The 23,694-nt window shown below is 61.8% G+C and carries 19 protein-coding genes; 7 read left to right on the top strand and 12 right to left on the bottom strand.

The window, feature by feature from the left end:
* The first annotated feature begins 70 nt into the window (after positions 1 to 70).
* On the top strand, positions 71 to 1,294 hold the full coding sequence (locus ACYU70_RS05760; protein WP_342297248.1) for a pyridoxal phosphate-dependent aminotransferase: 1,224 nt from the start codon (positions 71 to 73) through the stop codon (positions 1,292 to 1,294).
* A 138-nt stretch (positions 1,295 to 1,432) separates the two neighbouring features.
* Positions 1,433 to 2,431 carry a bifunctional heptose 7-phosphate kinase/heptose 1-phosphate adenyltransferase gene (locus ACYU70_RS05755; RefSeq protein ID WP_342298806.1) on the top strand — a complete coding sequence of 333 codons (999 nt, stop codon included), beginning with the start codon at positions 1,433 to 1,435 and terminating at the stop codon, positions 2,429 to 2,431.
* A gap of 417 nt (positions 2,432 to 2,848) precedes the next feature.
* On the opposite strand, the gene ACYU70_RS05750 is transcribed toward ACYU70_RS05755, so the two are convergent.
* From ACYU70_RS05750 to ACYU70_RS05740, 3 genes are all read right to left on the bottom strand, one after another.
* On the bottom strand, positions 2,849 to 3,058 hold the full coding sequence (locus ACYU70_RS05750) for a zinc ribbon domain-containing protein YjdM (protein WP_035567109.1): 210 nt from the start codon (positions 3,056 to 3,058) through the stop codon (positions 2,849 to 2,851).
* 114 nt (positions 3,059 to 3,172) lie between these two features.
* Positions 3,173 to 4,198 (bottom strand): uroporphyrinogen decarboxylase, encoded by a 1,026-nt coding sequence (gene hemE, locus ACYU70_RS05745; RefSeq protein ID WP_342298801.1) that lies wholly within the window; start codon positions 4,196 to 4,198, stop codon positions 3,173 to 3,175.
* A gap of 370 nt (positions 4,199 to 4,568) precedes the next feature.
* Positions 4,569 to 5,189: a MarC family protein gene (locus tag ACYU70_RS05740; protein ID WP_342298799.1), complete on the bottom strand. Its 621-nt coding sequence runs from the start codon at positions 5,187 to 5,189 to the stop codon at positions 4,569 to 4,571.
* A 126-nt stretch (positions 5,190 to 5,315) separates the two neighbouring features.
* Between ACYU70_RS05740 and purE the strand changes: the two genes are divergently transcribed.
* Both purE and ACYU70_RS05730 read left to right on the top strand, forming a co-directional pair.
* On the top strand, positions 5,316 to 5,885 hold the full coding sequence (gene purE, locus ACYU70_RS05735; RefSeq protein WP_425293332.1) for a 5-(carboxyamino)imidazole ribonucleotide mutase: 570 nt from the start codon (positions 5,316 to 5,318) through the stop codon (positions 5,883 to 5,885).
* Positions 5,886 to 6,062: 177 nt separating this feature from the next.
* Positions 6,063 to 7,181 carry an endonuclease/exonuclease/phosphatase family protein gene (locus tag ACYU70_RS05730; RefSeq protein WP_342298797.1) on the top strand — a complete coding sequence of 373 codons (1,119 nt, stop codon included), beginning with the start codon at positions 6,063 to 6,065 and terminating at the stop codon, positions 7,179 to 7,181.
* Between the two features lie 161 nt (positions 7,182 to 7,342).
* Here the strand turns inward: ACYU70_RS05730 and ACYU70_RS05725 are convergent, their stop codons facing one another.
* The 3 genes from ACYU70_RS05725 to dnaK form a co-directional block, all read right to left on the bottom strand.
* On the bottom strand, positions 7,343 to 8,008 hold the full coding sequence (locus ACYU70_RS05725; protein WP_342298795.1) for a hypothetical protein: 666 nt from the start codon (positions 8,006 to 8,008) through the stop codon (positions 7,343 to 7,345).
* 103 nt (positions 8,009 to 8,111) lie between these two features.
* Positions 8,112 to 8,774, bottom strand: a complete 663-nt coding sequence (locus ACYU70_RS05720) for a hypothetical protein (RefSeq protein ID WP_342298794.1) — start codon at positions 8,772 to 8,774, stop codon at positions 8,112 to 8,114.
* 129 nt (positions 8,775 to 8,903) lie between these two features.
* The gene (dnaK, locus tag ACYU70_RS05715) at positions 8,904 to 10,847 is read right to left on the bottom strand and encodes a molecular chaperone DnaK (RefSeq protein WP_342298792.1); all 1,944 of its coding nucleotides are present in this window, start codon (positions 10,845 to 10,847) and stop codon (positions 8,904 to 8,906) included.
* A gap of 290 nt (positions 10,848 to 11,137) precedes the next feature.
* Here dnaK and ACYU70_RS05710 point away from each other — a divergent pair, with 290 nt between their 5' ends.
* A complete protein-coding gene (locus ACYU70_RS05710; protein ID WP_342298790.1) occupies positions 11,138 to 11,566 on the top strand; it encodes a hypothetical protein in 429 nt (142 codons plus the stop codon).
* A gap of 120 nt (positions 11,567 to 11,686) precedes the next feature.
* On the opposite strand, the gene ACYU70_RS05705 is transcribed toward ACYU70_RS05710, so the two are convergent.
* From ACYU70_RS05705 to ACYU70_RS05690, 4 genes are all read right to left on the bottom strand, one after another.
* Positions 11,687 to 12,274, bottom strand: coding sequence for a pseudouridine synthase (locus tag ACYU70_RS05705; RefSeq protein WP_342298788.1), 588 nt, complete (start codon positions 12,272 to 12,274; stop codon positions 11,687 to 11,689).
* A gap of 90 nt (positions 12,275 to 12,364) precedes the next feature.
* Complete coding sequence (locus ACYU70_RS05700) at positions 12,365 to 13,465, bottom strand: MBL fold metallo-hydrolase (RefSeq protein WP_342298787.1); 1,101 nt, start codon at positions 13,463 to 13,465, stop codon at positions 12,365 to 12,367.
* A gap of 33 nt (positions 13,466 to 13,498) precedes the next feature.
* Entirely contained in the window at positions 13,499 to 14,179 is a 681-nt protein-coding gene (locus tag ACYU70_RS05695) for an NAD-dependent epimerase/dehydratase family protein (RefSeq protein ID WP_342298784.1), read from the bottom strand.
* 104 nt (positions 14,180 to 14,283) lie between these two features.
* Entirely contained in the window at positions 14,284 to 16,365 is a 2,082-nt protein-coding gene (locus ACYU70_RS05690) for a VWA domain-containing protein (protein ID WP_342298783.1), read from the bottom strand.
* Between the two features lie 763 nt (positions 16,366 to 17,128).
* Here ACYU70_RS05690 and ACYU70_RS05685 point away from each other — a divergent pair.
* Complete coding sequence (locus ACYU70_RS05685; RefSeq protein WP_342298781.1) at positions 17,129 to 20,377, top strand: InlB B-repeat-containing protein; 3,249 nt, start codon at positions 17,129 to 17,131, stop codon at positions 20,375 to 20,377.
* Positions 20,378 to 20,449: 72 nt separating this feature from the next.
* Here ACYU70_RS05685 and fabG read toward each other — a convergent pair whose 3' ends face one another.
* Positions 20,450 to 21,199 (bottom strand): 3-oxoacyl-[acyl-carrier-protein] reductase, encoded by a 750-nt coding sequence (fabG, locus tag ACYU70_RS05680; protein ID WP_342298779.1) that lies wholly within the window; start codon positions 21,197 to 21,199, stop codon positions 20,450 to 20,452.
* Between the two features lie 133 nt (positions 21,200 to 21,332).
* Between fabG and ACYU70_RS05675 the strand changes: the two genes are divergently transcribed.
* Positions 21,333 to 22,574 carry an NAD(P)/FAD-dependent oxidoreductase gene (locus ACYU70_RS05675; RefSeq protein ID WP_342298778.1) on the top strand — a complete coding sequence of 414 codons (1,242 nt, stop codon included), beginning with the start codon at positions 21,333 to 21,335 and terminating at the stop codon, positions 22,572 to 22,574.
* A gap of 148 nt (positions 22,575 to 22,722) precedes the next feature.
* Here ACYU70_RS05675 and ACYU70_RS05670 read toward each other — a convergent pair whose 3' ends face one another.
* On the bottom strand, positions 22,723 to 23,643 hold the full coding sequence (locus tag ACYU70_RS05670) for a tetratricopeptide repeat protein (RefSeq protein WP_342298775.1): 921 nt from the start codon (positions 23,641 to 23,643) through the stop codon (positions 22,723 to 22,725).
* Positions 23,644 to 23,694: the final 51 nt, after the last annotated feature.

Below are 23,694 nucleotides of genomic sequence, written 5' to 3'. Positions count from 1 at the left end.
CTCGCGGACTAAAAGTCCGCGCTACTGCGCTGCTGCCGTACCTTTGCCGTCCCATTCACCGTTGCTCAATATGCCCGATACCACCACGCTCGCGCCCGTTTCGCCGCTCTCGCACCGCCTGCTGGCGATGAACGAATCGGCCACCATCGCCATGGTCAAAAAAGCCCGCGAGCTGATGGCCAAAGGCATCGACATCATCAACCTGAGCTTCGGCGAGCCCGATTTCCAGACCCCGCAGTACATCAAGGACGCCGCCAAGCAGGCCCTCGACGACGGCTACACCTTCTACACGCCCGTGCCCGGTATCCCGGAGTTGCGGCAGGCCATCTGCGATAAATTCAAGCGCGACAACCAGCTCGATTTCCAGCCCAACCAGATTGTGGTGAGCACCGGGGCCAAGCAGGCGCTGGCCAACGCCGTGCTTAGCCTGGTCAATCCGGGCGAGGAAGTCATCGTATTCGCGCCCTACTGGGTGAGCTACGAGGAGATGGTGAAGCTGGCCGAAGGTGTGCCCGTGACGCTGGTGGGTACCCTCGAAAACGAGTACAAGGTGACCGCCGCGCAGCTCGAAGCCGCCATCACCCCGCGCACCAAGCTCATCATGTATTCCTCGCCCTGCAACCCCACGGGCGCAGTTTTCAGCCGCGAGGAACTGGGCGAAATCGCCGAAGTGCTGGCCCGCCACCCGCAGGTCTACGCCTTGGCCGATGAGATTTACGAGTACATCAACTTCGTGGGCGAGCACGCCAGCCTGGCCCATTTCGAGGCCATCAAAGACCGGGTTATCACCGTCAACGGCTTCTCGAAAGGCTACGCCATGACGGGCTGGCGGCTGGGCTACCTCGCCGCCCGGCAGGACATTGCCGCCGCCTGCGAGAAGATGCAGAGCCAGATTACCTCCGGCACCTGCTCCATTGCCCAGCGGGCTGGGCTGGCCGCCCTGCGCGGCGGCCGGTCTTCGGCCGATGAGATGGTGGCCGCCTACCGCCGCCGCCGCGATTTGGTGCTCGACATCGTGAAGGACATCCCCGGTTTCAACACGCCCACGCCCAGCGGCGCGTTCTACATCTTCCCCGAAGTCTCGGCTTATTTCAACCGCCTCGCGCCGGATGGCAGCACCATCGCCACATCTATGGATTTGGCGCTGTACCTGCTGAATGACGCGCACGTTTCGGCCGTGTCGGGTGACGCTTTTGGGGCACCGGAGTGCATGCGTTTTAGCACCGCCGCCGCCGATGACAAGCTGGTGGAAGCCTTCCGCCGTATCAAAGCCAGCCTGGCAAAGCTGGGTTAATTATAAACGTCATGCAGAGCGCAGCGAAGCATCTCGCGTGCTCAAGTAAATCCAATCGATTGAGTTAGTTAAAGCACGCGAGATGCTTCGCTGCGCTCTGCATGACGTTCTTTCGGGCGTCGCAAATTCAGCGAAACCTTGCGCGAAACTTCCCTCACCGACCTTTTCGACAACTTTAACAACCTCCGCGTCCTCATCATCGGCGACGTGATGGTGGATGCCTACGTGTGGGGCCGCGCCACGCGCCTCTCGCCCGAGGCCCCCGTGCCCGTGGTGCACGTAGCCCGCACCGAAAACCGTCTCGGCGGGGCCGCCAACGTGGCCCTGAACGTGCAGGCCCTCGGGGCCACGCCGCTGCTTTGCGCGGTGATTGGGAATGACGCGGGCGGCGACCAGCTGCTGGACCTGCTCCACGCCCACGACCTGCCGGCCGACGGGCTCATCCGTAGCGCGGCCCGGCCCACCACGGTGAAGCAGCGCATCCTGGCCCACGGCCAGCAACTGCTGCGCATCGACTCCGAAATTGAAACCGACCTCAACGCCGAGGAAGCCGCCCAGCTCCTGGCCGCCTACGACGACCTGCTGGCCCGCGCCGACGTGGTCATCTTTGAGGACTATGACAAAGGCGTGCTCAGCGAAAGCATCATTATCGAGTGCATTGCCCGCGCCCGGCAGCGCGGCATCCCCACGGTGGTGGACCCTAAGAAGAAGAATTTCCTGGCCTACCGCCACTGCACCCTCTTCAAACCCAACCTGAAAGAGCTGCGCGAGGGTCTGAAGCTGGAATTCGGCGAGCCTAATACCGACCGCGCCGGTTTCGAGGCCGCCGTGGCTCGGCTGCGGGAGGTGCTGACGCCCGAAATCGTGCTGGTCACGCTTTCCGAATACGGCGTATTTGCCCAGCAGGAAGCCGAAAAGACCTACCTGCCGGCCCACCTGCGCACCATTTCCGACGTGTCGGGCGCGGGCGATACCGTTATCAGCATTGCGGCGCTGTGCGTGGCGCTGGGCCAGCCGGCGGCCTTCACGGCGGCGCTGGCCAACTTGGGCGGCGGGCTGGTGTGCGAGCAGGTAGGCGTGGTGCCCGTAGAGAAACAGCGGCTGCTGGAAGAAGCGGGGGAGGCGGGACTGCGGTAGATAATGGCCTGGAGTGAAACTCCGCACAGTTATCTACTCAATCGCCAAATTAACGCCAGGGCAGAAAGAATTACTATAATCGCCAAGCACCCGAAAGAACGGGCTCTATCGTTACGACCGATTTTATTCAGATATGCTTTTGCGTTAGGTTCTGTCAAGAAGAATCCGCGCCAAGCATTATCAGGCTCTGAAAGCTGCCATGTAGTTCCACAGTTTTCACACTTGTAGGTTGAAAACGCGTGAAGCCTATCAATTTGGGTCTGCTTTACATAGCGCAAGCCTTTTGCAAGTTGTAATCCCTGAGTTAGCTGCAAATCAAATTCTTCAAAAGCCCAATAGCTGGGGAAGGAGAAAAATTCTTCTTTAAAGCAATTGCCGCACATTATCAGTGACTGTTGAAATGAGGGCAATGGCAAGCTAAGCCTTTTTCAGAAACTCGGTTTTCAGCACCATGGTGCTGCCGCCGGCGCGGCCTTCGATTTCGGCGGCGCTGTTGGTGAGGCGGATGTTTTTGACCACCGTGCCGCGCTTGAGCGTGAGCGAGGAGCCCTTCACTTTGAGGTCTTTGATGAGGGTGACCGAGTCGCCTTCGGCGAGCAGGGTGCCGTTGCTGTCTTTTACGTCCATAAATCGAGTTGTTTGAAGTAGGGTGCGGGGCTTGCCCCCGCCCGTGCGTTCGCACCGTTTCAACAATTCCGTTCAACGGCGGGCGGGGCAAGCCCCGCATCCTACATAGATAATCTATCCCCGCCAGGCCTTCACCGTTTCCACGAATACCCGCACGTTGTCGGGATTAGTATCGGGATACACGCCGTGGCCGAGGTTGGCGATGTGGGGGCCGCCGGCGAACTGACGGAGCATGGCTTCGGTAGCGGCTTTCACCTGCTCGGGGGTGCCGTAGAGGGCGCAGGGGTCGAGGTTGCCTTGCAGGGTTTTGTTGCCGGCTTCGAGGCGGACCTGGCTGGGGGTCTGGTTCCAGTCGAGGCCTATCGTGCGGCAGGGCATGGCGGCGAACTCGGGCACGGCCCACCAAGCCCCTTTGGCGAAGACGGTGACGGGCACGAGGGGGGCCAGGGCTTCGCAGATTTCGGCGATGTAGCGGGCCGAGAACTCGGTGTAGTGCGCGGGGGTGAGGATGCCGGCCCACGAATCGAACACCTGCACGACCTGCGCGCCGGCCGCCACCTGGGCTTGCAGGTAGGCGATGGTGGTGGCGGTGATTTTGGCGAGCAGGCGGTGGGCCAGAACGGGCTCTTTGTAGAGGAAGCCGCGGGCTTTGCTGAAGGTTTTGGAGCCGTGGCCTTCAATCATGTAGGCCAGGATGGTGAAGGGCGCGCCGGCGAAACCGATGAGCGGCACGCGGCCGTTGAGGGCTTTTTTAGTGATGCGCAGGGCTTCGAGCACGTAGCCGAGGCCTTCTTCGGGGTCGGGGATGCGGAGCTTGTCGATGTCCGCCGCCGTCTTGATGGTGGTGGGGAACAAGGGGCCGCGGGCTTCCACCATTTCGTAGGGCAGGCCCATGGCATCGGGCACCACGAGGATGTCGGAGAAGATGATGGCGGCGTCCACATCCAGCGCGTCGATGGGCTGGATGGTGACTTCGGCGGCCAGCTCGGGGGTTTCGACCAGCTCTTTGAAGCCGGAGAGGCGGGCGCGCAGGGCGCGGTATTCGGGCAGGATGCGGCCGGCCTGGCGCATGAGCCAGACGGGGGTGCGCTCGGTGGCTTCGCCCCGGGCGGCACGCAGGAAAAGGTCGTTTTTCAGCATAAGGAAGCGCAAAGGTACGGGCTGGGGACGCGGCGATAGGTGCCGTGGGCCGCAAATTCAGCGAACCACCTTTCCCCAGCCACTCACCACTCGTGAATGGCATGGGAAAGGGTTAGATATGCCCCTCACTAGTTGTGAGCGGCATATCTAACCCTTCGGCATGCCATTCACCAGTTGTGAGCGGCATGCCAAAGGGTTAGATATGCCGCTCACCAGTTGTGAACGGCATGTCGAAGGGTTCGGTATGCCCCTCACTAGTTGTGAGCGGCATGCCGAAGGATTCGGTATGCCCCTCACTAGTTGTGAGCGGCATGCCGAAGGGTTCGACATGCCCCTCACCAGTTGTGAATGGCCTGCCGAACCCTTTGCGCTACCGCGTGAGGCCGGGGAACAGCACCCCAATGGCCGAGGCCAGGAAATTGACCCCGATGGCCAGCGTGATGAAGCCCATGATGCGCGACATGGCCGCCATGCCGGGCTTGCCGAGCACGCGGGTGAGGCGCAGCGAAAAAATCAGGACAATGAAGGCGGCGAATGCTACCAGCACAAAGCCGGCCACGGTCATGGCCTTGTCGACGTAGGTGGGGCGGATGAGGCCGATGCAGATGGCCATCGAGCCCGGGCCGGAGAGCATGGGCATGGCCAGCGGGGTGAAGCTGATGTCGTCCTTCTGCTTGCTTTCTTCGAGGGCTTCGGGGCCCACCCGGTCGCGGTTGCCGCCGGGGGTGAGCAAATCGAACGCCGAGCGGATGAGCAGAATGCCGCCCGCGATGCGCAGATGCTGGATATTGATGCCGAAAAAATTCAGGATGTACTGCCCGCCAAAAAACGCTACCGTGAGCACGGCCACCATGTAAATGCAGGCCCGCAGGGCCGTGCGGGCGCGTTCGGAGGCGCGGTCGTCGGCGGTGAGGGTGAGGAAAACCGGCATCGCCCCGAACGGATTGACGATGGAAAAGAGGGTGGTGAAGGTGGCGAGCAGAATTTCCATAGGCAACAAAGGTAGGAGAAGGGGCGGGCCGGACAGAAAAGCCCTATTTTGCCGCCTCAACGGCGGCCTGTGTGTCGTCCGGTGCCGGCAGTGGCCGGTTTTACGCTCTTTTGTTTTCTCCGCCGAATGATTCCCGATACTACTGCTGCCGCTGCTTCGAGCGGTTCCGACGACCGCCCGACCACCGAAACGCCCCTGGTGGGCATTATCATGGGGTCGCGGTCGGATTTGAAAATTATGACGGCCGCCGCCGAGGTGTGCCGCCAGTTCGGGGTGCCGTATGAAATCACGCTGGTGTCGCCGCACCGCACGCCGCACCGCATGGTAGAGTATGCCGAAAGTGCCCGCAAGCGCGGCCTGCGCGTACTGATTGCGGGCGGGGGCGGGGCGGCGCACCTGCCGGGCATGGTGGCCGCGTTCACCATTTTGCCGGTGATTGGGGTGCCCATTAATAGCACCACGTCCATTCAGGGGCTCGATTCGGTGCTGAGCATGATTCAGATGCCGGCCGGGGTGCCGGTGGCCACGGTGGGCATCGACAGCGCCGCCAATGCGGCCGTGCTGGCCATTCAAATGCTGGCCATCGGCAACGCGCGGCTGGCCGATGCGCTGGAAAAATACCGCACCGCCCTCAAAGACCGGGTGATGCGCACGATTGAGGAGCTGCGCAAGGGCGGTTTTCAGGATGATGTGTAGGGGGCGGCACTGCTAATAGAGAACGTCATGCAGAGCGCCGCGCAGCATCTCGCTCGCCGCCACTAATCCCTTTCAACGATTGAATTACTACCCCAAGCGAGATGCTTCGCTACGCTCGGCATGACGTTCTTTTGGGTTCAATTGCCCTTTTAACAAATCCCACCCGCTTCCCTTTTGATGCCCACTCTTCTTTCTGCAATGCTGACCACCGGCCATTGGGCGGTATGGATAATCGGGGGCGCGGGCCTGCTCGTGACGCTGCTGCCCGTGTTCCGCCAAACCGCGTGGTGGATTCGCATCTGCGACTTTCCGCGCCTGCAAATCGTGGCGGCGCTGCTGCTGAGCCTAGGGGCGGCGCTGGCCTTGCCCACGCCGCGCAGCTTCGGCAATAGCTTGTTTGTGGCGAGCCTGGCGGTGGCGGTGGTGTACCAGTTCAGCCGCATCTGGCCCTACACGCCGCTGCACCGCAAGCAGGTGTCGGATGCCAGCCGGCCAGCCGATGACGATGCCCACCACCTGAGCATCATCGTGGCCAACGTGCTGATGTATAACCGGGATGCCTCGCGGCTGCTGGGCCACATCTCGCACCTGCGGCCCGATGTGGTGCTGGCCGTGGAAACCGACGACTGGTGGCTGAGCCAGCTCCAGCGCATCGAAAAAGACTACCCCTACACCTGCCACGCCCCGCTGCCCAACACCTATGGCATGCTGGTGTTCTCGCGCCTGCCGCTGGTGGAGCCGCAGATTCGCTACATTCTCGACCCCGATATTCCGTCGTTTCACGGCTGCGTGCGGCTGCCCAGCGGGGTCACCGTCAACATGCACTTTCTGCATCCCAAGCCGCCGGCTCCGCAGGAATCGAAAAACAGCGCCCGCCGCGATGCGGAGCTGCTGGTGGTGGGCAAGGTGATTCAGCACCATACCGGGCCGACCATCGTGGCCGGCGACCTCAACGACGTGGCGTGGTCGCACACGTCTGAGCTGTTCCGGCGGCTCTCGCGGCTGCTCGACCCGCGCATCGGGCGCGGCCTGCTGCCCACCTTCCACGCCGACTACAAGCTGCTGCGCTGGCCGCTGGACCACGTGTTTCACTCGGCCCATTTCCGCTTGCAGGACCTGCGCCGCCTCACCCACATCGGCTCCGACCATTACCCCATCTACATCCGCCTCAGCTACGAGCCCCAGGGCTGGCAGGAACAGGAAAATCTCCTCGAAGCTGCTGATTCGGATGACCACCAAGAGGCCGAGGAGAAGATTGAGGAGGGGGTGGAGGATGTGGCGGCTGGGAATGAGTAGGATTGAAATTGGCTAAAACCAGAACGTCATGCTGAGCGCAGTCGAGGCATCTCTACCGCACAACGCAATCCAATTATCAGGATTACTACTGCGGTAGAGATGCTTCGGCTGCGCTCAGCATGACGTGCTGGGCTGATGAACCTATTGAGCCCGAGGGCTTCTTACTTAGCTGCCGTCGCTTTTTTCTTCGTTACTAATTCTACGGTTTCAAAATCAGTAGGCGGCACCTGGCGGCCGTTGGCACCCACGTACATGGGGCGGATTTGCATGGTGAGGCGGCGATTGGCGGCGGTGAAATCGGTGAGGCCGGCGGCGAAGGCGGCCGGGGTGCTGCCCGCCAGCTGCGCGGGCTTCACGTTGAGGTCAACGGTGACGGGCAGGGTTTCGATGGCGCTGGATTCCAGCGTGGTGCCCGCGCCGGTGGTGCCGGCGGTCAGCTCCTTACCGTCGAGCAGCAGCTTGTAATCGAGCTGCTTGAGCTGGATGCTGGTGGTGGCGCTGGGGTTGCGGGCGTACACGCGCATTTTGAGGTGCAGGGGCAGGTTGCCTTTTTGCAGCGCGGTCTGGAGCTGGGCTTGCTGGGGCGAGGCGATGTCGGAGGCCTGGCGCACGAACAGGATGTCCTGGCCGCCGAGCGTGGCTTCGTCGATGAAATTGAGGCGGTACTGCATTAGGCTGTACGCCTCGTTTTCCAGGGCTTCAGCTGATGCGTTCTTGCCGGTGGGTTTGTCTTTTACTTGTTCGCTCACGCTGCACGAAGCGGCGGCAATCAGCAAAGTGCCCAAAGCCAGGGCGCGGGCGGGAAACAGAAGGGAAGAAACGTTCATAAAAAGAGGAGCAATAAGTCGAAACAGAAGGGGACCGGCCCTAAGCGCGTCCGTGGGCGTGCTTACGCGAAAGCGGGGCCGATGGCTGCAAAGGTAAGCCCGGCTATTGCGGCATCACCGCCACGCGCCACGCAAGCCAGAGGATGAGGCTGGCCGCGCCGAGCGTCATAATGCGCAGGCCGTGCACCCGGTCGCGGGCCGAATAGCCGGGGATTTGGCGGCCATCGTTCAGGGTTTTCTTGTGCGAGTACAGCTCCCAACCCATGAAAATGGCCCCGAAACCGCCGAGCAGCGCAAACAAATACCCCAGGCGAATGCGGCCGGTATTGTTCCGTTCCGGCTTGTTCTGTTCCACCACGCGGTGTTCGCGCAGCAGCCGAATGGTATCGGCCGATACATCGCGGCCCCGTTGCCGCAGCAGCTGCCCGGCCAGGCTCACGTCTAGCGGACTCCACTCTTCGGGCTTGGCCAGTAGCTCAAACAGCTCGGCATCGGAAAAGCTGAACAGATAATGGTCGGGGCTGAGCGTGGCCAGGGCTTCGCGGTTGGCATCTTCCTGCAAGCGGCGCACCCACTCAAAATCTGCCCCGTGCAGCTTTACCACGAAGGTGGCGTAGGTGTTATTGAAGGTGAAGGCCGGATTGAAAACGGGTTCGCCGGTATCGGTGGCGGTTTCGAAGGGAATCGCGCGCTGCCGCAGCATCGTCAGCAGCGGCTGTGCCGCCTCGGCCGATGGAAACGACTGGAAGGGTAGAAAGTCAAGCATAGAAAAGGAATTGCAGGTGCTGGATGTGGGCAACAAATAACGTAAAAAGGCCGGAAGCTCACGCCTCCGGCCTTTTTACTCAGTCACAAAATTCGTGGAATCCGAAAAATCCGAGCGAATCCGTGGTCCTTATTTATTGCCATCTACTTCTTCGTAGTCCACATCGGTGACGTGGTCGCCGGCCGGCTGGCCCTGGCCTTGGCCATCGCCGCCCTGGCCGTCGCCGCCGGGGAAACCACCACCGGGCTGGCCACCTTCGGCACCGCCAGCGGCGTACATCTCCTGCGAAGCAGCCTGCCAGGCGGCATTCATTGCCTCCATAGCAGTGTCAATACGGGCGAGGTCTTTGGCTTCATGCGCCGATTTGAGGTCGGCCAGCGCGCCTTCGATGGCCGTTTTGTTGCCACCGCTCAGCTTCTCACCGTATTCTTTCAGCTGCTTCTCGGTCTGGAAAATCATCGAGTCGGCGGCGTTCACTTTCGTGATGCGCTCGGTTTCGGCTTTGTCCGATTCGGCGTTGGCGGCGGCTTCGTCGCGCATGCGCTTGATGTCGGCTTCGGAGAGGCCCGAGCTGGCTTCGATGCGGATTTTCTGCTCTTTGCCGGTGCCTTTGTCCTTGGCGGTTACGTTCAGGATGCCGTTGGCGTCGATGTCGAAGATTACCTCAATTTGCGGCACGCCACGGGGTGCGGGCGGGATGCTGTCGAGGTGGAACTTGCCAATGGTGCGGTTCTGGCTGGCCAGCGGACGCTCGCCTTGCAGCACGTGGATTTCTACCGAAGGCTGGTTGTCCGAAGCCGTCGAGAAAGTTTCCGATTTCTTGGTCGGGATGGTCGTGTTCGACTCGATGAGCTTGGTCATCACGCCGCCCATCGTCTCGATGCCCAGCGAAAGCGGGGTCACGTCGAGCAGCAGCACGTCCTTCACTTCGCCGGTGAGTACACCGCCCTGGATGGCAGCGCCGATGGCTACCACTTCGTCGGGGTTCACGCCTTTCGAAGGCTTCTTGCCGAAGAATTTCTCCACTTCCTCCTGGATGCGGGGAATGCGGGTCGAGCCACCCACGAGGATAACCTCGTTGATGTCGGAGGTCGACAGGCCAGCGTCTTGCAGGGCCTTTTTCACGGGCTCCATCGAGCGGCGCACGAGGTCATCGGCGAGTTGCTCGAATTTGGCGCGGCTCAGTTTCACCACAAGGTGCTTGGGGCCCGAGGCCGTGGCGGTAATGTAGGGCAGGTTGATTTCGGTCTCGGTCGAGCTGGAAAGCTCCACTTTGGCTTTTTCAGCGGCTTCTTTCAGGCGCTGGAGGGCCATGGGGTCCTTGCGGAGGTCGAGGCCTTCGTTTTCGCTGCTGAACTGGTCGGCGAGGAAGTTGATGATAACCTGGTCGAAGTCGTCGCCACCGAGGTGGGTGTCACCGTTGGTGCTCAGTACTTCAAACACGCCATCGCCAAGCTCCAGGATGGAGATATCGAACGTACCACCGCCGAGGTCGTACACGGCGATTTTCTGGTCTTTGTGCTTCTTATCGAGGCCGTAAGCCAGGGCGGCGGCGGTGGGCTCGTTGATGATGCGCTTCACGTCGAGGCCGGCGATGGCACCTGCTTCTTTGGTGGCCTGGCGCTGGGCGTCGTTGAAGTAAGCGGGCACCGTGATAACGGCTTCGGTTACGGGCTGGCCGAGGTAATCCTCAGCGGTTTGCTTCATTTTCTGGAGCACCATGGCCGAGATTTCCTGCGGCGTGTAGTTGCGGTCGCCGATTTTCACGGCTACGGTGTTGTTGGCACCGGCCACTACTTGGTAGGAAACGTGCTTCTGCTCGGCGGTCACTTCGTTGAAGTGGCGGCCCATGAAGCGCTTGATGCTGGAAATCGTGTTCTGGGGGTTCGTCACGGCCTGGCGCTTGGCCGGGTCGCCCACTTTGCGCTCGCCCTTGCCCCCGTCGAGGAACGCGACGATGCTGGGGGTGGTGCGGCGGCCTTCGCTGTTGGGAATTACAACGGGTTCGTTGCCTTCCATTACGGACACGCACGAGTTGGTGGTGCCGAGGTCAATGCCGATTATTTTGCCCATGATAGGGGGTGTGTTGGGTTAAGAAGAGTGGAAGTTGTCAGGTTGAAAGCCGCGTTGCCGCCGCTACCGAGGGATTACAAGCAACGTACCAGCGTCGTTTTGGTGACAGATTGTCACCGAATGGCGGCTAGGGCCGGGGTTATGCGACGCGGTGGCTTGATTTGTTTCGGGCGGCGGGGGATTTCCTGACATGAGGGCGGAAACGGCATTTTGAAATGCTCACTCAGTCCTGCAAAACCAGTTATACTTGCGAGGAACTGTATAACTCAAGACACTAATTAGTAGCTGAAGTGATAAAATTCTTCTGTCTTCTACTCTTCGCTTCACTGTTCGGCGTCTTCAACCAGGATAGCCGAATGCATCTTGCTTGCCATAAGTGGAAGCAAGTAGGTATAAAGTCATTTGGCAAAAAATATCAAGCTGTAAGTGCTTCAGAGAAAGTGATGACTCTAGGCCGGAGTGGTAACTACGAAGAAATCCTTTATGGTCAAATGCAAATAAAGGGGCGTTGGAAATTCAATCAGGATTCAACTCGATTAGCTTTCGAAGTTTCCGAATACAATGGGGCGAAAGTACCTGGAGGGTATCTTGATAAAATGATTCCGACTGACTCGGTAATGAAGTTGACGAAGGATACGCTGATTTATGCCAGCCTTTCTTACTATGGACCGAAAAAGGTTTACGGCCATACGGATTGGTACTTTGTGCGAGAGAAATAAGCATCAGCGGCTTAAAAATGCCCACGTCTGCTACTCCCAATCGGTGGCGTAGCGCTTCCATTACTGTTCGTAGCCCACGCCGGGGTAAGTCGTGCCGGGCTTTGGAAACTTGCGCTTCAGCTAGAAACGGCGCATTACTCCGGCGGTCTGGCGCAACTCCGCCACTTCGGCTGCTGTCAAATCGCGCCACTCGCCGGGCTGCAACTCGCCCAGCCCCAACGGCCCGATGGCCGCCCGTACCAGCCGCAAACACGGCAAGCCCACGGCGGCGCACATCTTGCGCACCTGGCGGTTCATACCCTGCGAAATCTGGATTTCCAGCCAGCTGGTGGGGATGCTGGTGCGGTAGCGGATAGGAGGGTTGCGCGGCCAGAGGTGGGCAGGCTCAGGCAATGCGGTGGCTTCGCCGGGGGCGGTGAGGCCTTCTTTTATCTGCACGCCGCGCCGCAGCTGCTGCAACGCTGCTTCAGAAACAGTGCCTTCCACTTGTGCCCAGTAGGTTTTCGGGACTTTGAATTTGGGGTCGCTCAGGCGGTGCTGGAGCTGCTTATCGTCGGTGAGCAGGAGCAGGCCTTCGCTGTCGAAATCGAGGCGGCCGACGGGGTATACGTCGGGCACGGGCACGAAATCCTTGAGCGTGGCGCGGCCGTGCTCGTCGGTGAACTGGGTGAGGACTTCGTAGGGCTTGTTGAGGAGGATGTAGCGCATAGTAGCGCGGACTTTTAGTCCGCGAATAGGACCAGTGCGGGGATATGAGCAACTGAGAGGGACGGTGCAGTCGCGGACTAAAAGTCCGCGCTACTCCCACCACCGCGTCTGCGGTAATGCAGCCCCCAAAGTTACGGGCTCGCCCAGGTGGGGCGTGGTTATAACCTGCCCCAGGCGGGCGGCCTCGGCGGTGGCGCGGGTCACGGGCTCGTTCCAGGCGTGGAGCGATTCGGTGAAGGCGCCCCAGTGCACGGGCAGCATCACGGCGGCGCGCACATCACGGGCGGCCTGCACGCTTTGCTCGGGCTTCATGTGGATTTCGGCCCAGCTCTCGTTGTACTGCCCGCATTCGACCAACGCCAAATCAAACGGCCCGTATTGCCGGCCGATGGCGGCGAAGTGCGGCCCGTAGCCGCCATCGCCGGTGTAGAAAACCCGCTTGGCGGTGGCCTGCATCACCCAGGAGCACCAGAGCGTGGAGTTGCGGTTGCCCAGGCCGCGCCCCGAAAAGTGCCGGCTGGGCGTGCAGCGCAGCGTGAGGCCGGGGATTTTGGCGCTGTCGCCCCAGCTCATTTCGGTGATGCGCGCGGCCGGCACGCCCCAACGGCGCAGATGCGGGCCGATGCCCAGCGGCACGTAGAAATGACCCACTTTGTCCTTGATTTTCCGGATGGTTTCGTAATCGAGGTGGTCGTAGTGGTCGTGCGAAATGAGGACGGCGGCGATGGGCGGCAGCTTTTCGGGCGCGATGGCCAAGCTGCGGTTGTAGCGTTTGGGGGCGGCCCAGCTCACGGGGCCCATCTTGATGCTCAGCATGGGGTCGAGCAGGATGTTCTGGCCCGCGATTTCGACCAAGCTGGCCGAGTGGCCGAACCACGTCACGCGCACCATCTCGGGCGTTTTTTGGGTGATGGCGAGCGAATCGAGCGGCTGCGTGGGGAGCGGGCCGGGGGGCGCGGCCTGCGGCGATTTGCGGAACAGGAATTTCCACATCACGGCCGGCATGCTGCCGGCCGTGAGCTCCCGGGTCGGAATCAGGTTCACGAATTCTTCCTCCTTCTCGTTGTAGTGGCCCGACTTCGCGTAGGTCTGCCGCTCGGCTTTGGTGGGCTTGCCGCCCAGCTGCGGGCTGAGGCCGATGAAGCTGATGGCGGCCAGCAACACCACGCCAATCATACCGCTCGATGCCATTAGGGAGGTTTTTAGGAGTTTCCGCATTCTACATTAGGGGCGCGGGGCGGCTTGGCTGTGGGCCAGGGCCACGATGTCGCGCACTTCGAGCACGGGTTTGGTGTAGCCGAAATCGGCGGCGTTAATCATGGCCCGGCCCACCTCCTGCATGGTGCTCACGAAGTTCGGGGCCAGTTTGCGGGCCACCGGGTAGAGCCAGGCAATAGCCCCGTACCATTTCAGCACGTTGCGCTGGCCGGGCGTAATCTTCATAAAGCCCGGCCGGAACATGTAGGCCGCCTGGAAGGGCAGGGCCAGCAACTCGTTTTCGGTGCGGCCCTTCACGCGGGCCCAGTGCTGGCTGCTTTTTTCGGTGCCGTCGGTGCCCGCGCCGGATACGTAGATGAACGTCATTTCGGGGTTGAGGCGCACCAGTGTTTCGGCCACGGCCAGCGTCATGTCGTGGGTGATGCGCTCGTATTCTTCCTTCGAAATACCCACCGACGACACGCCCGCACAGAAAAAGCAGGCGTTGTAGCCCGTGAGCTGGCTTTCCGCGGCACTCAGGTTGGCCAGGTCGGGCACCAGCAGCTCGCGCATTTTGGCGTGGCTGCGGCCGGTGGGCTTGCGCGTGAGCACCAGCACGTGCTCCACAGTAGGGTTCTCCAGGCATTCGAGCAGAACGCCCTCGCCCACCATGCCGGTGGCCCCGGTCAGGATGACTCGTAGTTTCATATTGATGAGGTAAAGTAGGAGGGAGGACGCAGTGAGGGCGTTTCTACTTTACGCAGATGCCAAAAGAACGGTGTGGAGATGCGAAGGCTCGTAGCTCCCCGATGCTACACGCTGCCCGAATACTTCCGCACGGCCCACTCCACCGTCAAAAAGGCCAGAATCACGAAGAAAATCCACTTCAGGTTGATTAAGTCCTTCAGGTCTTCCTCGGCCGTAATCACGGGCTTGTAGTTGGCTTTGATGATGTCCTGGGCCAGCTTATCCAGTTGGGCCGGGTAGTACAGCCGCGCGCCGCTGCGGCGGGCGAGCTGGGCCAGCAGGTTGTGGTCGGCCTTCGATTCCAGGGCTTCGAGGGGCTGGGATTGCACCAGCAACTCGCCCGCGTCCTGCTGGGGCTGGCCGCCCAGCGTGGCCCGCGCCTGAATGCGGTAGAGGCCCGCCGGCAGCGGCCCCAGGTGCAGGGGTGAGCCATCCTCCGGGTTGGCGAAGGAGAAGCGGCGGGTTTGCTTTTTTTCGTCGGTTAAAACGAGGTCGATTTGCTGGTTGTAGAGGCGTTCGAAGACGGCGTTGTAGGTTTCGGCCCCGAGGGTCACGTCGTCTTGGGTGCCGAACACGTCCTGCGTGGGGTACACGTCGAGGCGCTTTTTGTTGGCGTTTTGGGTGAGGAGCTGGAGCGTGCGGATGATGAGGCGGTCGTAGGCTTCGGGCTTGTCGTCGTGGGCCACGGCTTCGCTCAGGCGCCATTGCCAGCTGCCATCAGTGAGCAGGGTGGCCTGACGGTGGTCGGTGGGGCCGCCAAAAACCAGCAACGGCTTCTGCGTCGCCACGCGGCCCACGCGCTGCCAGAGCGCGGCCTCGGCCCCCGGGCCCAGCCGCAGCTCGCCAAACGGCACCGGCGCGGGCGGGTACTGCGCAAAGCGGCGAGCCGATTCCTCGTCCGTCGCAAAGCGGGCGAAGCCGGGGTTGGGCAGCGGCGTCACCTCGTCCGTCTGCGCCCCGCGCGGCTGGATGGTGAGGCCCGCGCCGAGCTGATTATACGCCCCCAAATCGGACTGGGCCCCGATGATGTAGAGCGCGGGTGTTTTGCGGGCCTTCACCTGGGCCAGAATCTCATTGCCCAACCCGCCCTGCGCCGGCAGCTGGTGCAGGATGGCCACGTCGAAATCGGCGTTGGCTTTGAGCGGATTTACGCCGGGCAGGGCCAGGGTGAGGTCGAAGTTGTCGTTGGCGAGAATGGCGGCGCGCAGGGCTTTCAAATCCGGGTGCGGGGCGGCCCCGGCCAACAGCACGCGCAGCTTGCCCTTCACAATTTCGATGAAGGCCGTGCGGGCATTGTTCAGCGCCGTAAACTCGCCGGCCTGGGGCACGATGCGGACTTCGTAGCGGCGCTTGCCCGGCGCGGGCGCGGTGAGCTGGAACGTGGCGCGCACCCGCCGCCGGCCGGTGGGCAGGGCCACGCGGCGGCTGTCGAGCACCTTGTTTCCCTCGCGCAGTTCCACGGTGGCCGCGCCGCCCGCGTAGCCTTCGAAGCCTATTTCGGCCTCAATGGGGAATTTATTGCCGCTGAAGGCCACGCGGTTGTAGGTGAGGCCGGTCAGGCGCAGGTCGCGCTTGGGGATGGTGTCGCCCAGGGCCACGGTGTAAATCGGGAAGTTGAATTCGGCGGAGGCGGGGCTGCGGCCCCGGTTCACGAGGCCGTCGCTGAGGAGCACCACGCCGGCCAGGTTGCGGCCCTCGTAGGCGTCGCGGGTGCCGGCGAGCAGCTGGTCGAGGTCGGTGGTGGCGGCGGAAAAGCGGAGTGAATCGAGCCGGGCCGGGCGGGCGGGCGTGGACGTCAGGGTGCGGGTTTCCACGGTGAAGCCCTTGCCGCGCAGCGTTTCGGCCAGCTTCGTGAGGCCGTCGGTGGCTTGGCTGAGCACGTTTTTGGGCGTGAATAATTCCACCGACTGCGAGTTATCGACGGCCAGCACCAGCGCGGGGGCTTCGGTGTGCGTGGTGGTGGTGCGGATGACCGGGGCCAGCAGCAGGTAGCACAAAAAGCTCACCACCGCGAAGCGCAACGCCGCCAGCGCGTAGTTGCGCTGCTTGCTCCAGGGCGCTTGGGCCGAGTATTGCAGGGCTGCGTAGCCGGCCCCCACGGCCAGGCAGAGCAGGATAAACCAGGAAGAATATTGAGTGGTCAGCAAACGGAAATCGGATTGAATCAGCGCTAAAGGTCGGCCCGCGCCGCTAAAGTTGCAGCCGTCCGCTGCTTCAACGGCTGCGCACTGTGGGCCGTTCGGCACCGGGCACCCGGCTTGCCAACAAAACTACGCCCCCAGCGAGCTTGTGGAATGTGGTGAGAGCCGGTGGTGAGTGAGGAGGAATGAAGCCGAGTGGAAATACCTGAACGATGCGGAGACGCAATGATGCGTCTCCGCATCGTTCAGGCAACCCGAAAAATCAACTCTAACAGGAGCTTCGGAGTCTTTCTTAAAATGAAAGAATACGTGACTGATAGTATTAATACTGATAGGGTTAATGATTGAGTAAATTATTATTAATATTATCAAATAATTTGTTTTTTGAGAATTAGATATTCTATAAGTGTAACCAAGTGAAAGCCAATGACTATTCGTGAAGCTACATATTTTGCCCGTCGGGTTGAGGATGCTGAAATCCAGCATAAGCCAACGCCAGAGCCAGTCTAATTGCCGACTTCGAGGCGGGTAAGGCCGTATAAGCCCGTGCAAATGGCAGGCGTGTTCCCCACTCATTGCCAGCCCGACCCATGCACCACCGGCGGACAGGCCCCGCTAAGTCCCGGCCGCCGGCTTGCCCTTCTTCTACCGCCCACCAGTTTCGACCACTCACCCGCAGCTACAAGTGTGGGGCAAGGGGCGGGCTACTCATGTACTGTTTTTTACAACATAGAAACATGTAATTATAAATTAACCTGCTCGACGTGCCATGCTGATGCGTTATGCCCACTTCCGTGATTTGAAATGGCTGATTGCCACCTTGTGTACCGGTCTGGCCCTGCTGGCCCCGGCCGGGCCGGCGCTGTCCCAAACCCGCATTCTATTTGTGGGCAATAGTTTCACGCACGGCTACGTCGCGCCGGTGCTGAACTATAACGCGGCGGCCATTTTCGACGACAACTACGGACTGCCCGCCAACTCCCCCCGCCACGAAAGCGACGACTCGGGGCCGTGGGGCGGCGTGCCGGGCATTTTCAAGCGCTTCACCGACGAGGCGGGCCTGGCCTATGAGGTGCACATTGAAGCCATCAACGGGGTGGACCTGACCTACCACTACACCAACGCCCTCTCGGTTATCGGGCGGCCGGCGGGCTGGGACAAAGTGGTTTTGCAGGAGCTGAGCACCGGGCCCTTGCCCGCGAACAAAGGCGGCAACCAAGCTGACTTTTTCACCTATTCCACGCGGCTGGAACAGGCGGTGCATGCGGCAAACGCGGCGGCTAAGGTCTACCTCTACGAAACCTGGGCGCGCGCCGACCTCACGTATCCGGCCGGGCAGCCGTATTCGGGCCAGCCCATCACGGCCATGGGTACGGACCTGCACAATGGTTATGCCCAGGCCTTTGCGCAGAACGGGCATTTTGAAGCGGTGGCTCCGGTGGGCGATGCCTGGCAGCTGGCCATGCAAACGGGCGTGGCCATGCCCAACCCCTACAACCCCACGGCCGGGCAGCTCGACCTATGGTCCAACTATTTCCACGCCAGCAAATGGGGCTCGTATCTCAGTGCCTGCGTGCTGCTTTATCAAATCACGGGGGTTGACCCGCGCACCCTGGGGACCGGCGAAACCGCTGCCGCCGACCTGGGCATTGCGCCGGCCGATGCCGTGGCCTTGCAGCAGGTGGCCTACAACCAGGTAAGTGGCGCGACCAGTCCCGCCACGTATTCGCTGACGGTGACGGCTACGGGCAGCGGCACGGTGGCCAAAAGCCCGGACCAGGCCACGTATGCCAGCGGCGCTACGGTGAGCCTGACCGCCACGCCAGCAGCGGGCTTCACCTTCAGCGGCTGGAGCGGCGATGCCACGGGCACGACTAATCCCTTGACCGTGACGATGACGGCCAATAAAAGCATCACGGCTACCTTCACGGCCGTGCCCCCGACCAGCTACACGCTGACGACCAGCACCAGCGGCAGCGGCGCGGTAACGAAAAATCCGAATCAGGCCAGCTACGCCAGCGGCAGCAGCGTTGCGCTGACGGCCACACCGGCAGCTGGCTTCACCTTCACGGGGTGGAGCGGCGACGCGACGGGCACCACTAATCCGCTGACCGTGACGATGACGGCCAATAAGGCCATTACGGCCACCTTCACGGCTACCGGCCAAAGCGTGGTGAGCTATATTTTGGTTAATGCCGATAGCAACACGGATATTCAAGGGATTGCGGCGGGCGCGACGCTCAACCTGGCCACCTTGCCCACCCGCAACCTGAACATCCGGGCCACAACCAGCCCGGCTACCGTGGGCAGCGTCGTCTTCGCCCTCAGCGGAACGCAAACCCGAAACCAGACCGAATCGGTGGCCCCTTACGCGCTGTTTGGGGACAATGGCGCGGGCAAATACAATTCCTGGACGCCGGCAGTCGGCAACTATTCGCTCACGGCCACTCCTTACACGGCGGGCAATGGCAATGGTACGGCCGGCACGCCGCTCAGCATCAGCTTCAGCGTATCGAACCAGGCCACCCCGGCCAGCTATACCCTCACCGCTACTACCGTTGGCAGTGGTACGGTGACCAAAAATCCGGACCAGACCAGCTACCCCAGCGGCACCAACGTGACCCTGACGGCGACCCCAGCGGCGGGCTTCACCTTCACGGGCTGGAGTGGCAGCGCCACCGGCAGCACCAACCCGCTCACGGTGGCCATGACGGCCAACAAGACCATTACCGCCACCTTCACCGCCGTGGCCCCAACGACGTACACACTGACCACCAATACGGTAGGCACGGGCACGGTGACGAAGAACCCGAACACCGCTACTTACGCCAGCGGCAGCAGCGTGATGCTCACGGCTACGCCCGGCACGGGCTACACGTTCACGGGCTGGAGCGGCGATGCCAGCGGCAGCACCAATCCGCTGACCGTGACGATGACGGCCAACAAAAGCATCACCGCCACTTTCACGGCGGTAGCCCCGACTACCTACACCTTGACCACGGCCACCACCGGCAGCGGCACAGTCGTTAAAAACCCCAATCAGACCAGTTACGCCAGTGGCAGCAGCGTCACGCTCACGGCCACGCCCGCCGCCGGTTACCAGTTCAACGGCTGGAGCGGCGATGCCACGGGCACCACCAATCCGCTGACCGTGACGATGACCACCAACAAGGCCATTACGGCTACTTTCACGGCCACCAGCGGCACTGGCCTGACGTTTTATCGCGCCCTGAACATCAACGGCAACGCCTTGGTGCTGGACGGCCAGAACTGGGAAGCCGCCACCGGCGCGGCCAACTTCACCGTGACGGGGACGCGGTTTGCGAATCAGAATATCACTCTGAACCCGGCCACCGATGCCCTGCGGGCCAGCATGATTCGCTCGTCGGTGTACGGCCCCAGCATTGATGCGACGCTGCGCAACGTGCCGGCCGGCACCTACGCCGTGTACGCCTACGTGTGGGAAGACAACAGCCCGGAAATCTTCGATGTGCGCGTGCAGGGCCAGGTAGTGCTGGCCAACTACAACAGCGGACCCGCCGGGCATTGGGACCGGCTGGGACCGTACCCCGCCACCGTTACCGGCACGGGCACGCTGGTGCTGAGCACCGCCGGCGGCTACGCCAACCTATCCGGAGTGGAGGTGTGGCGGCAGAATGCCGGCGCGGCCCGAACCGCCCTGGCCGCGGATTTTAGCAGTTCCATGTCGTCGGCTCCGTCAGCCAGCATCAGCAGCCCGGACGCGGCCCGATTGAGCGGCTCCGCCGGCATCGCCACGCCCCAGGCCTACCCCAACCCAACCGGCGACGGCCGGCTGTGGGTGCTGCTGCCCGATGATTTCCAGGGGCCGGTAGCCTACTCGCTGGTATCGGTGCTGGGGGCTAAGCTGGCGAGCGGCCAATTGACAGAAGCAGCCCAGCTGCTTGATTTCTCACACGAGCTAACCACTTCTGGCTTGTACTACCTGCTGCTGAAAGGCCGGAACCAGCGCGCCCAAATCAAGCTGGTGCGGCCGTGAAGTGCAGAAACCAAAAGGAGCACCGTGCAAAAGTGCTGCGGTGCCCCTTCAGTCTTAAATGGGCTGAATTTCCTACGTCAGCATCCCGCCATCCACCTGCAGCACCTGGCCGGTGATGTAGGCCGAATCATCCGACGCCAGAAATGCGGTGGCTTTCGCCACATCCTCGGGCCGGCCGCCACGCTTGAGCGGAATAGCCTTGCGCCACTCGTCCACCTGCTTGGGGTCGAGGGCATCGGTCATTTCGGTTTCGATGAAGCCGGGGGCCACGGCGTTGCAGCGGATGTTGCGCGAGCCCAGCTCCAGCGCCACCGATTTGGTGAAGCCGATGATGCCGGCCTTGCTGGCGGCGTAGTTGGCCTGCCCGGCGTTGCCCTTGATGCCCACCACGCTGGTCATGTTGATGATGGAGCCGGCTTTGGCGCGCATCATGGGCTTGGTGGCCGCTTTGGTGAGGTTGAACACCGATTTTAGGTTTACGGTGAGTACGTTGTCCCACTGCTGCTCGGACATGCGCATCAGCAGGCCGTCCTGCGTGATGCCGGCGTTGTTGACGAGGATGTCGAGCTTGCCAAAATCGGCCACCACGTCCTCAATCAGCTTTTCGGCCTGGGCGTAGTCGGAGGCGTCGGAGCGGTAGCCTTTCACTTTCGTGCCGTTGGCCGAAAGCTCGGTTTCGAGGGCTTGGCCCTTCTCCACTGAGGATAAATACGTGAAGGCGACATCGGCGCCGAGCTGGGCAAAATGCGCCGCGATGGCGCGGCCAATTCCTTTGGAAGCGCCCGTCACGAGGGCCACTTTTCCGGTGAGTGTGTTGGTCATGGGGCGAAGGTAAGGCCGCCCGTCATTCCGAACGAAGTGAGGAATCTGAATTGTGTAGCGTCCTTTGTGCCACATTATCTCAGATTCCTCGACCTTGCTTGATGCGCAACATGCTCGGAATGACACCTTCGGAATGACAACCTACGACATCTGCATTCTGGGCGCGGGCCCCGGCGGGGCCGCCGCCGCCCTGCACCTCGCCAACGCCGGCCAGCCTTGCCTGCTGCTGGACCGCGCCGCGTTCCCGCGCGACAAAACCTGCGGCGACGCCCTCAGCGGCAAGGTCATCAATGAGTTGAAGCGCATCGAGCCCGGCCTGCACGCCAAGCTGGCCGCCTCGCCCATCCAGATTCCCAGCTGGGGCATCGACTTCATCGCGCCCAACGGCCGCAAGCTCGCCATCCCCTTCAAGCCCCAGTTCGACAAGGCCACCGACCACACCGCCGGCCACGTCGCCAAGCGCATTGATTTCGATAATTTCCTGGTGGAAGAAGTGCGGCAGCGCCCTGAAATCGACTTCCGCGAAAACGTGGACGTGGCCCGCACCGAGCGCACGCCCGAGGGCTGGCAATTATTCGACAAAGCCGGCCAGGAAATCGCCACCTGCCGCCTACTGCTCGTGGCCAACGGTGCGCAGTCCGAATTTGCCCGCAAAGTGGCTGGCCACGCCCTGGAGCCCGACCACCACTGCGCCGGCCTGCGCACCTACTATGACGGCGTGAGCGGCCTCAGCCCCGATAACTTCATCGAGCTGCACTTCATCAAGGACTTCCTGCCCGGCTACCTCTGGGTGTTCCCGCTCCCCAACGGCCAGGCCAACGTGGGCGTGGGCATGCTCTCCAAAACCGTAGCCGCCAAAAAAATCAACCTGCGCCAGCGCCTCGATGAGATTCTGGCCACGCACCCCACGCTGGCCCCGCGCTTCGCCGGGGCCACGCGGCTGGGGCCGGTCAAAGGCTTCGGCCTGCCGCTGGGCTCGAAGCGGCGGGCGCTGTCCGGCGCGGGTTATTTCCTGCTCGGCGATGCCGGTTCGCTCATCGACCCATTCTCCGGCGAAGGCATTTCGCACGCCATGGTGAGCGGCCGGCACGCCGCCATCTGGGCCGTGGAGGCGGTGAAAAAAGCCGATTTCAGCTCCGATTTCCTCAAAAACTACGACAAAGCCGTCTACAACCGCCTCGGCCAGGAGCTGCGCCTGAGCCGCGTGATGCAGCGGCTACTCAACTTCCCCAGCCTGTTCAACATCGTGGCCAACCGTGCCGTGAACAACCCCACGCTGGCCGAAACCCTGTCCATGATGTTCATGGATTTGGACCTGCGCGAGCGGCTGCGCAAGCCCAGTTTTTATTTCAAACTGTTTTTCGGCGGGAAGTAGGGGTGAGGAAGGGATAAAACAAGAACGTCATGCTGAGCAGAGCCGAAGCATCTCTACCGCGCAACTAATTTAATTTAGTAATGCGGTAGAGATGCTTCGGCTCCGCTCAGCATGACGTTCTCTTATTCGTCAGCTGAAGCTTTCCGGCCTAGTGCTGGCCGGGCTTGGGGTGCACGCCACCCGTGCGCGCCGCAGGAGCCGGCTTGATGGGCGCTTTGCCCTCATCATTGCCCACATAGCGGCGCAGGCTCTTGGCGGCTTCGGGGTTCAACTTAGCGGCCTTTTCGAGGTCGCGGCGGGCTTCGGAGAGCTTATCAAATGACGAATAGCTGATGCCGCGATATTCCCAAGCGTCGGCGTAGGTCGAATCGAGCTGGATGGCTTTAGTAAAATCGGCCACGGCGGGCTTGTACTGGTACATCTGCATCTTGGCCACGCCCCGGCCGAAGTATGATTCCTTGTCATCGGGTCGGTACTTGATGGCTCCCGAAAAGTCAGTCGAAGCGGCTTTGTACTGCTTCATCATCAGGCGGTTTACGCCCCGGTTGTAGTACGCATCGGGGTTGTTGCGCTGGTACTTGATGGCCGTGGCGTAGTCAGGCAGAGCCTCTGCGTAGTTCTTGAGGTAGCTTTTGGCCTTGGCCCGCTGCAGGTAAGCCGCCGAATTTTTGGGCTCTACTTTCAGGATGGCATCAGCGTTGGCCAGCATGTTGCGGTAGTCGAGGACCGTCATTTTTTTCTCCTTCTCGCGCTCGGCCGAAGCCGCCGTGGCCGATAGCGCGTTCGGGTCGGGCCGGTCGGCGGCCAGCGCGGCAGCCGAGGCCGCATCCGAAGCCACGGCGGTGGCGGGCGTGGCGGCAATGCCGTTGGCCTCGCTAGTGGTGCGGGCATCGGGAGCTGAAATGGCCGCGCCGGTCGAGTCCGGTCGGCGGGCATCAGACACGGGCGGCATGGTCATGAGCTGGCTGGTATTGCCCGGCTTCTCTTTTTCAGTAACAGTAGTGGCGCAGTTGGTGAGGAAAGCGAGCAACCCGAGGGCCGCCATAGGAGCGCGAAAATGTGGTTTCATGGAATGCAGAAATGTGTAGCCACGGCAAGCTGCGCCGTAACCGGGCCTTAT

This window comes from Hymenobacter segetis (assembly GCF_054776495.1).
The sequence above is the reverse complement of the archived record's forward strand: the minus strand, read 5'-3'. Positions and strand labels throughout refer to the sequence as shown.

Bases quoted from the DNA above. Each gene is read 5' to 3' on its own strand.
- ACYU70_RS05760 (WP_342297248.1), top strand. From the start codon at position 71: ATGCCCGATACCACCACGCTCGCGCCCGTTTCGCCGCTCTCGCACCGC.
- ACYU70_RS05750 (WP_035567109.1), bottom strand. From the start codon at position 3,058: ATGGACGTAAAAGACAGCAACGGCACCCTGCTCGCCGAAGGCGACTCG.
- hemE (WP_342298801.1), bottom strand. From the start codon at position 4,198: ATGCTGAAAAACGACCTTTTCCTGCGTGCCGCCCGGGGCGAAGCCACC.
- ACYU70_RS05740 (WP_342298799.1), bottom strand. From the start codon at position 5,189: ATGGAAATTCTGCTCGCCACCTTCACCACCCTCTTTTCCATCGTCAAT.
- purE (WP_425293332.1), top strand. From the start codon at position 5,316: ATGATTCCCGATACTACTGCTGCCGCTGCTTCGAGCGGTTCCGACGAC.
- ACYU70_RS05730 (WP_342298797.1), top strand. From the start codon at position 6,063: ATGCCCACTCTTCTTTCTGCAATGCTGACCACCGGCCATTGGGCGGTA.
- ACYU70_RS05725 (WP_342298795.1), bottom strand. From the start codon at position 8,008: ATGAACGTTTCTTCCCTTCTGTTTCCCGCCCGCGCCCTGGCTTTGGGC.
- ACYU70_RS05720 (WP_342298794.1), bottom strand. From the start codon at position 8,774: ATGCTTGACTTTCTACCCTTCCAGTCGTTTCCATCGGCCGAGGCGGCA.
- dnaK (WP_342298792.1), bottom strand. From the start codon at position 10,847: ATGGGCAAAATAATCGGCATTGACCTCGGCACCACCAACTCGTGCGTG.
- ACYU70_RS05705 (WP_342298788.1), bottom strand. From the start codon at position 12,274: ATGCGCTACATCCTCCTCAACAAGCCCTACGAAGTCCTCACCCAGTTC.
- ACYU70_RS05700 (WP_342298787.1), bottom strand. From the start codon at position 13,465: ATGGCATCGAGCGGTATGATTGGCGTGGTGTTGCTGGCCGCCATCAGC.
- ACYU70_RS05695 (WP_342298784.1), bottom strand. From the start codon at position 14,179: ATGAAACTACGAGTCATCCTGACCGGGGCCACCGGCATGGTGGGCGAG.
- ACYU70_RS05685 (WP_342298781.1), top strand. From the start codon at position 17,129: ATGCTGATGCGTTATGCCCACTTCCGTGATTTGAAATGGCTGATTGCC.
- fabG (WP_342298779.1), bottom strand. From the start codon at position 21,199: ATGACCAACACACTCACCGGAAAAGTGGCCCTCGTGACGGGCGCTTCC.
- ACYU70_RS05675 (WP_342298778.1), top strand. From the start codon at position 21,333: ATGACAACCTACGACATCTGCATTCTGGGCGCGGGCCCCGGCGGGGCC.
- ACYU70_RS05670 (WP_342298775.1), bottom strand. From the start codon at position 23,643: ATGAAACCACATTTTCGCGCTCCTATGGCGGCCCTCGGGTTGCTCGCT.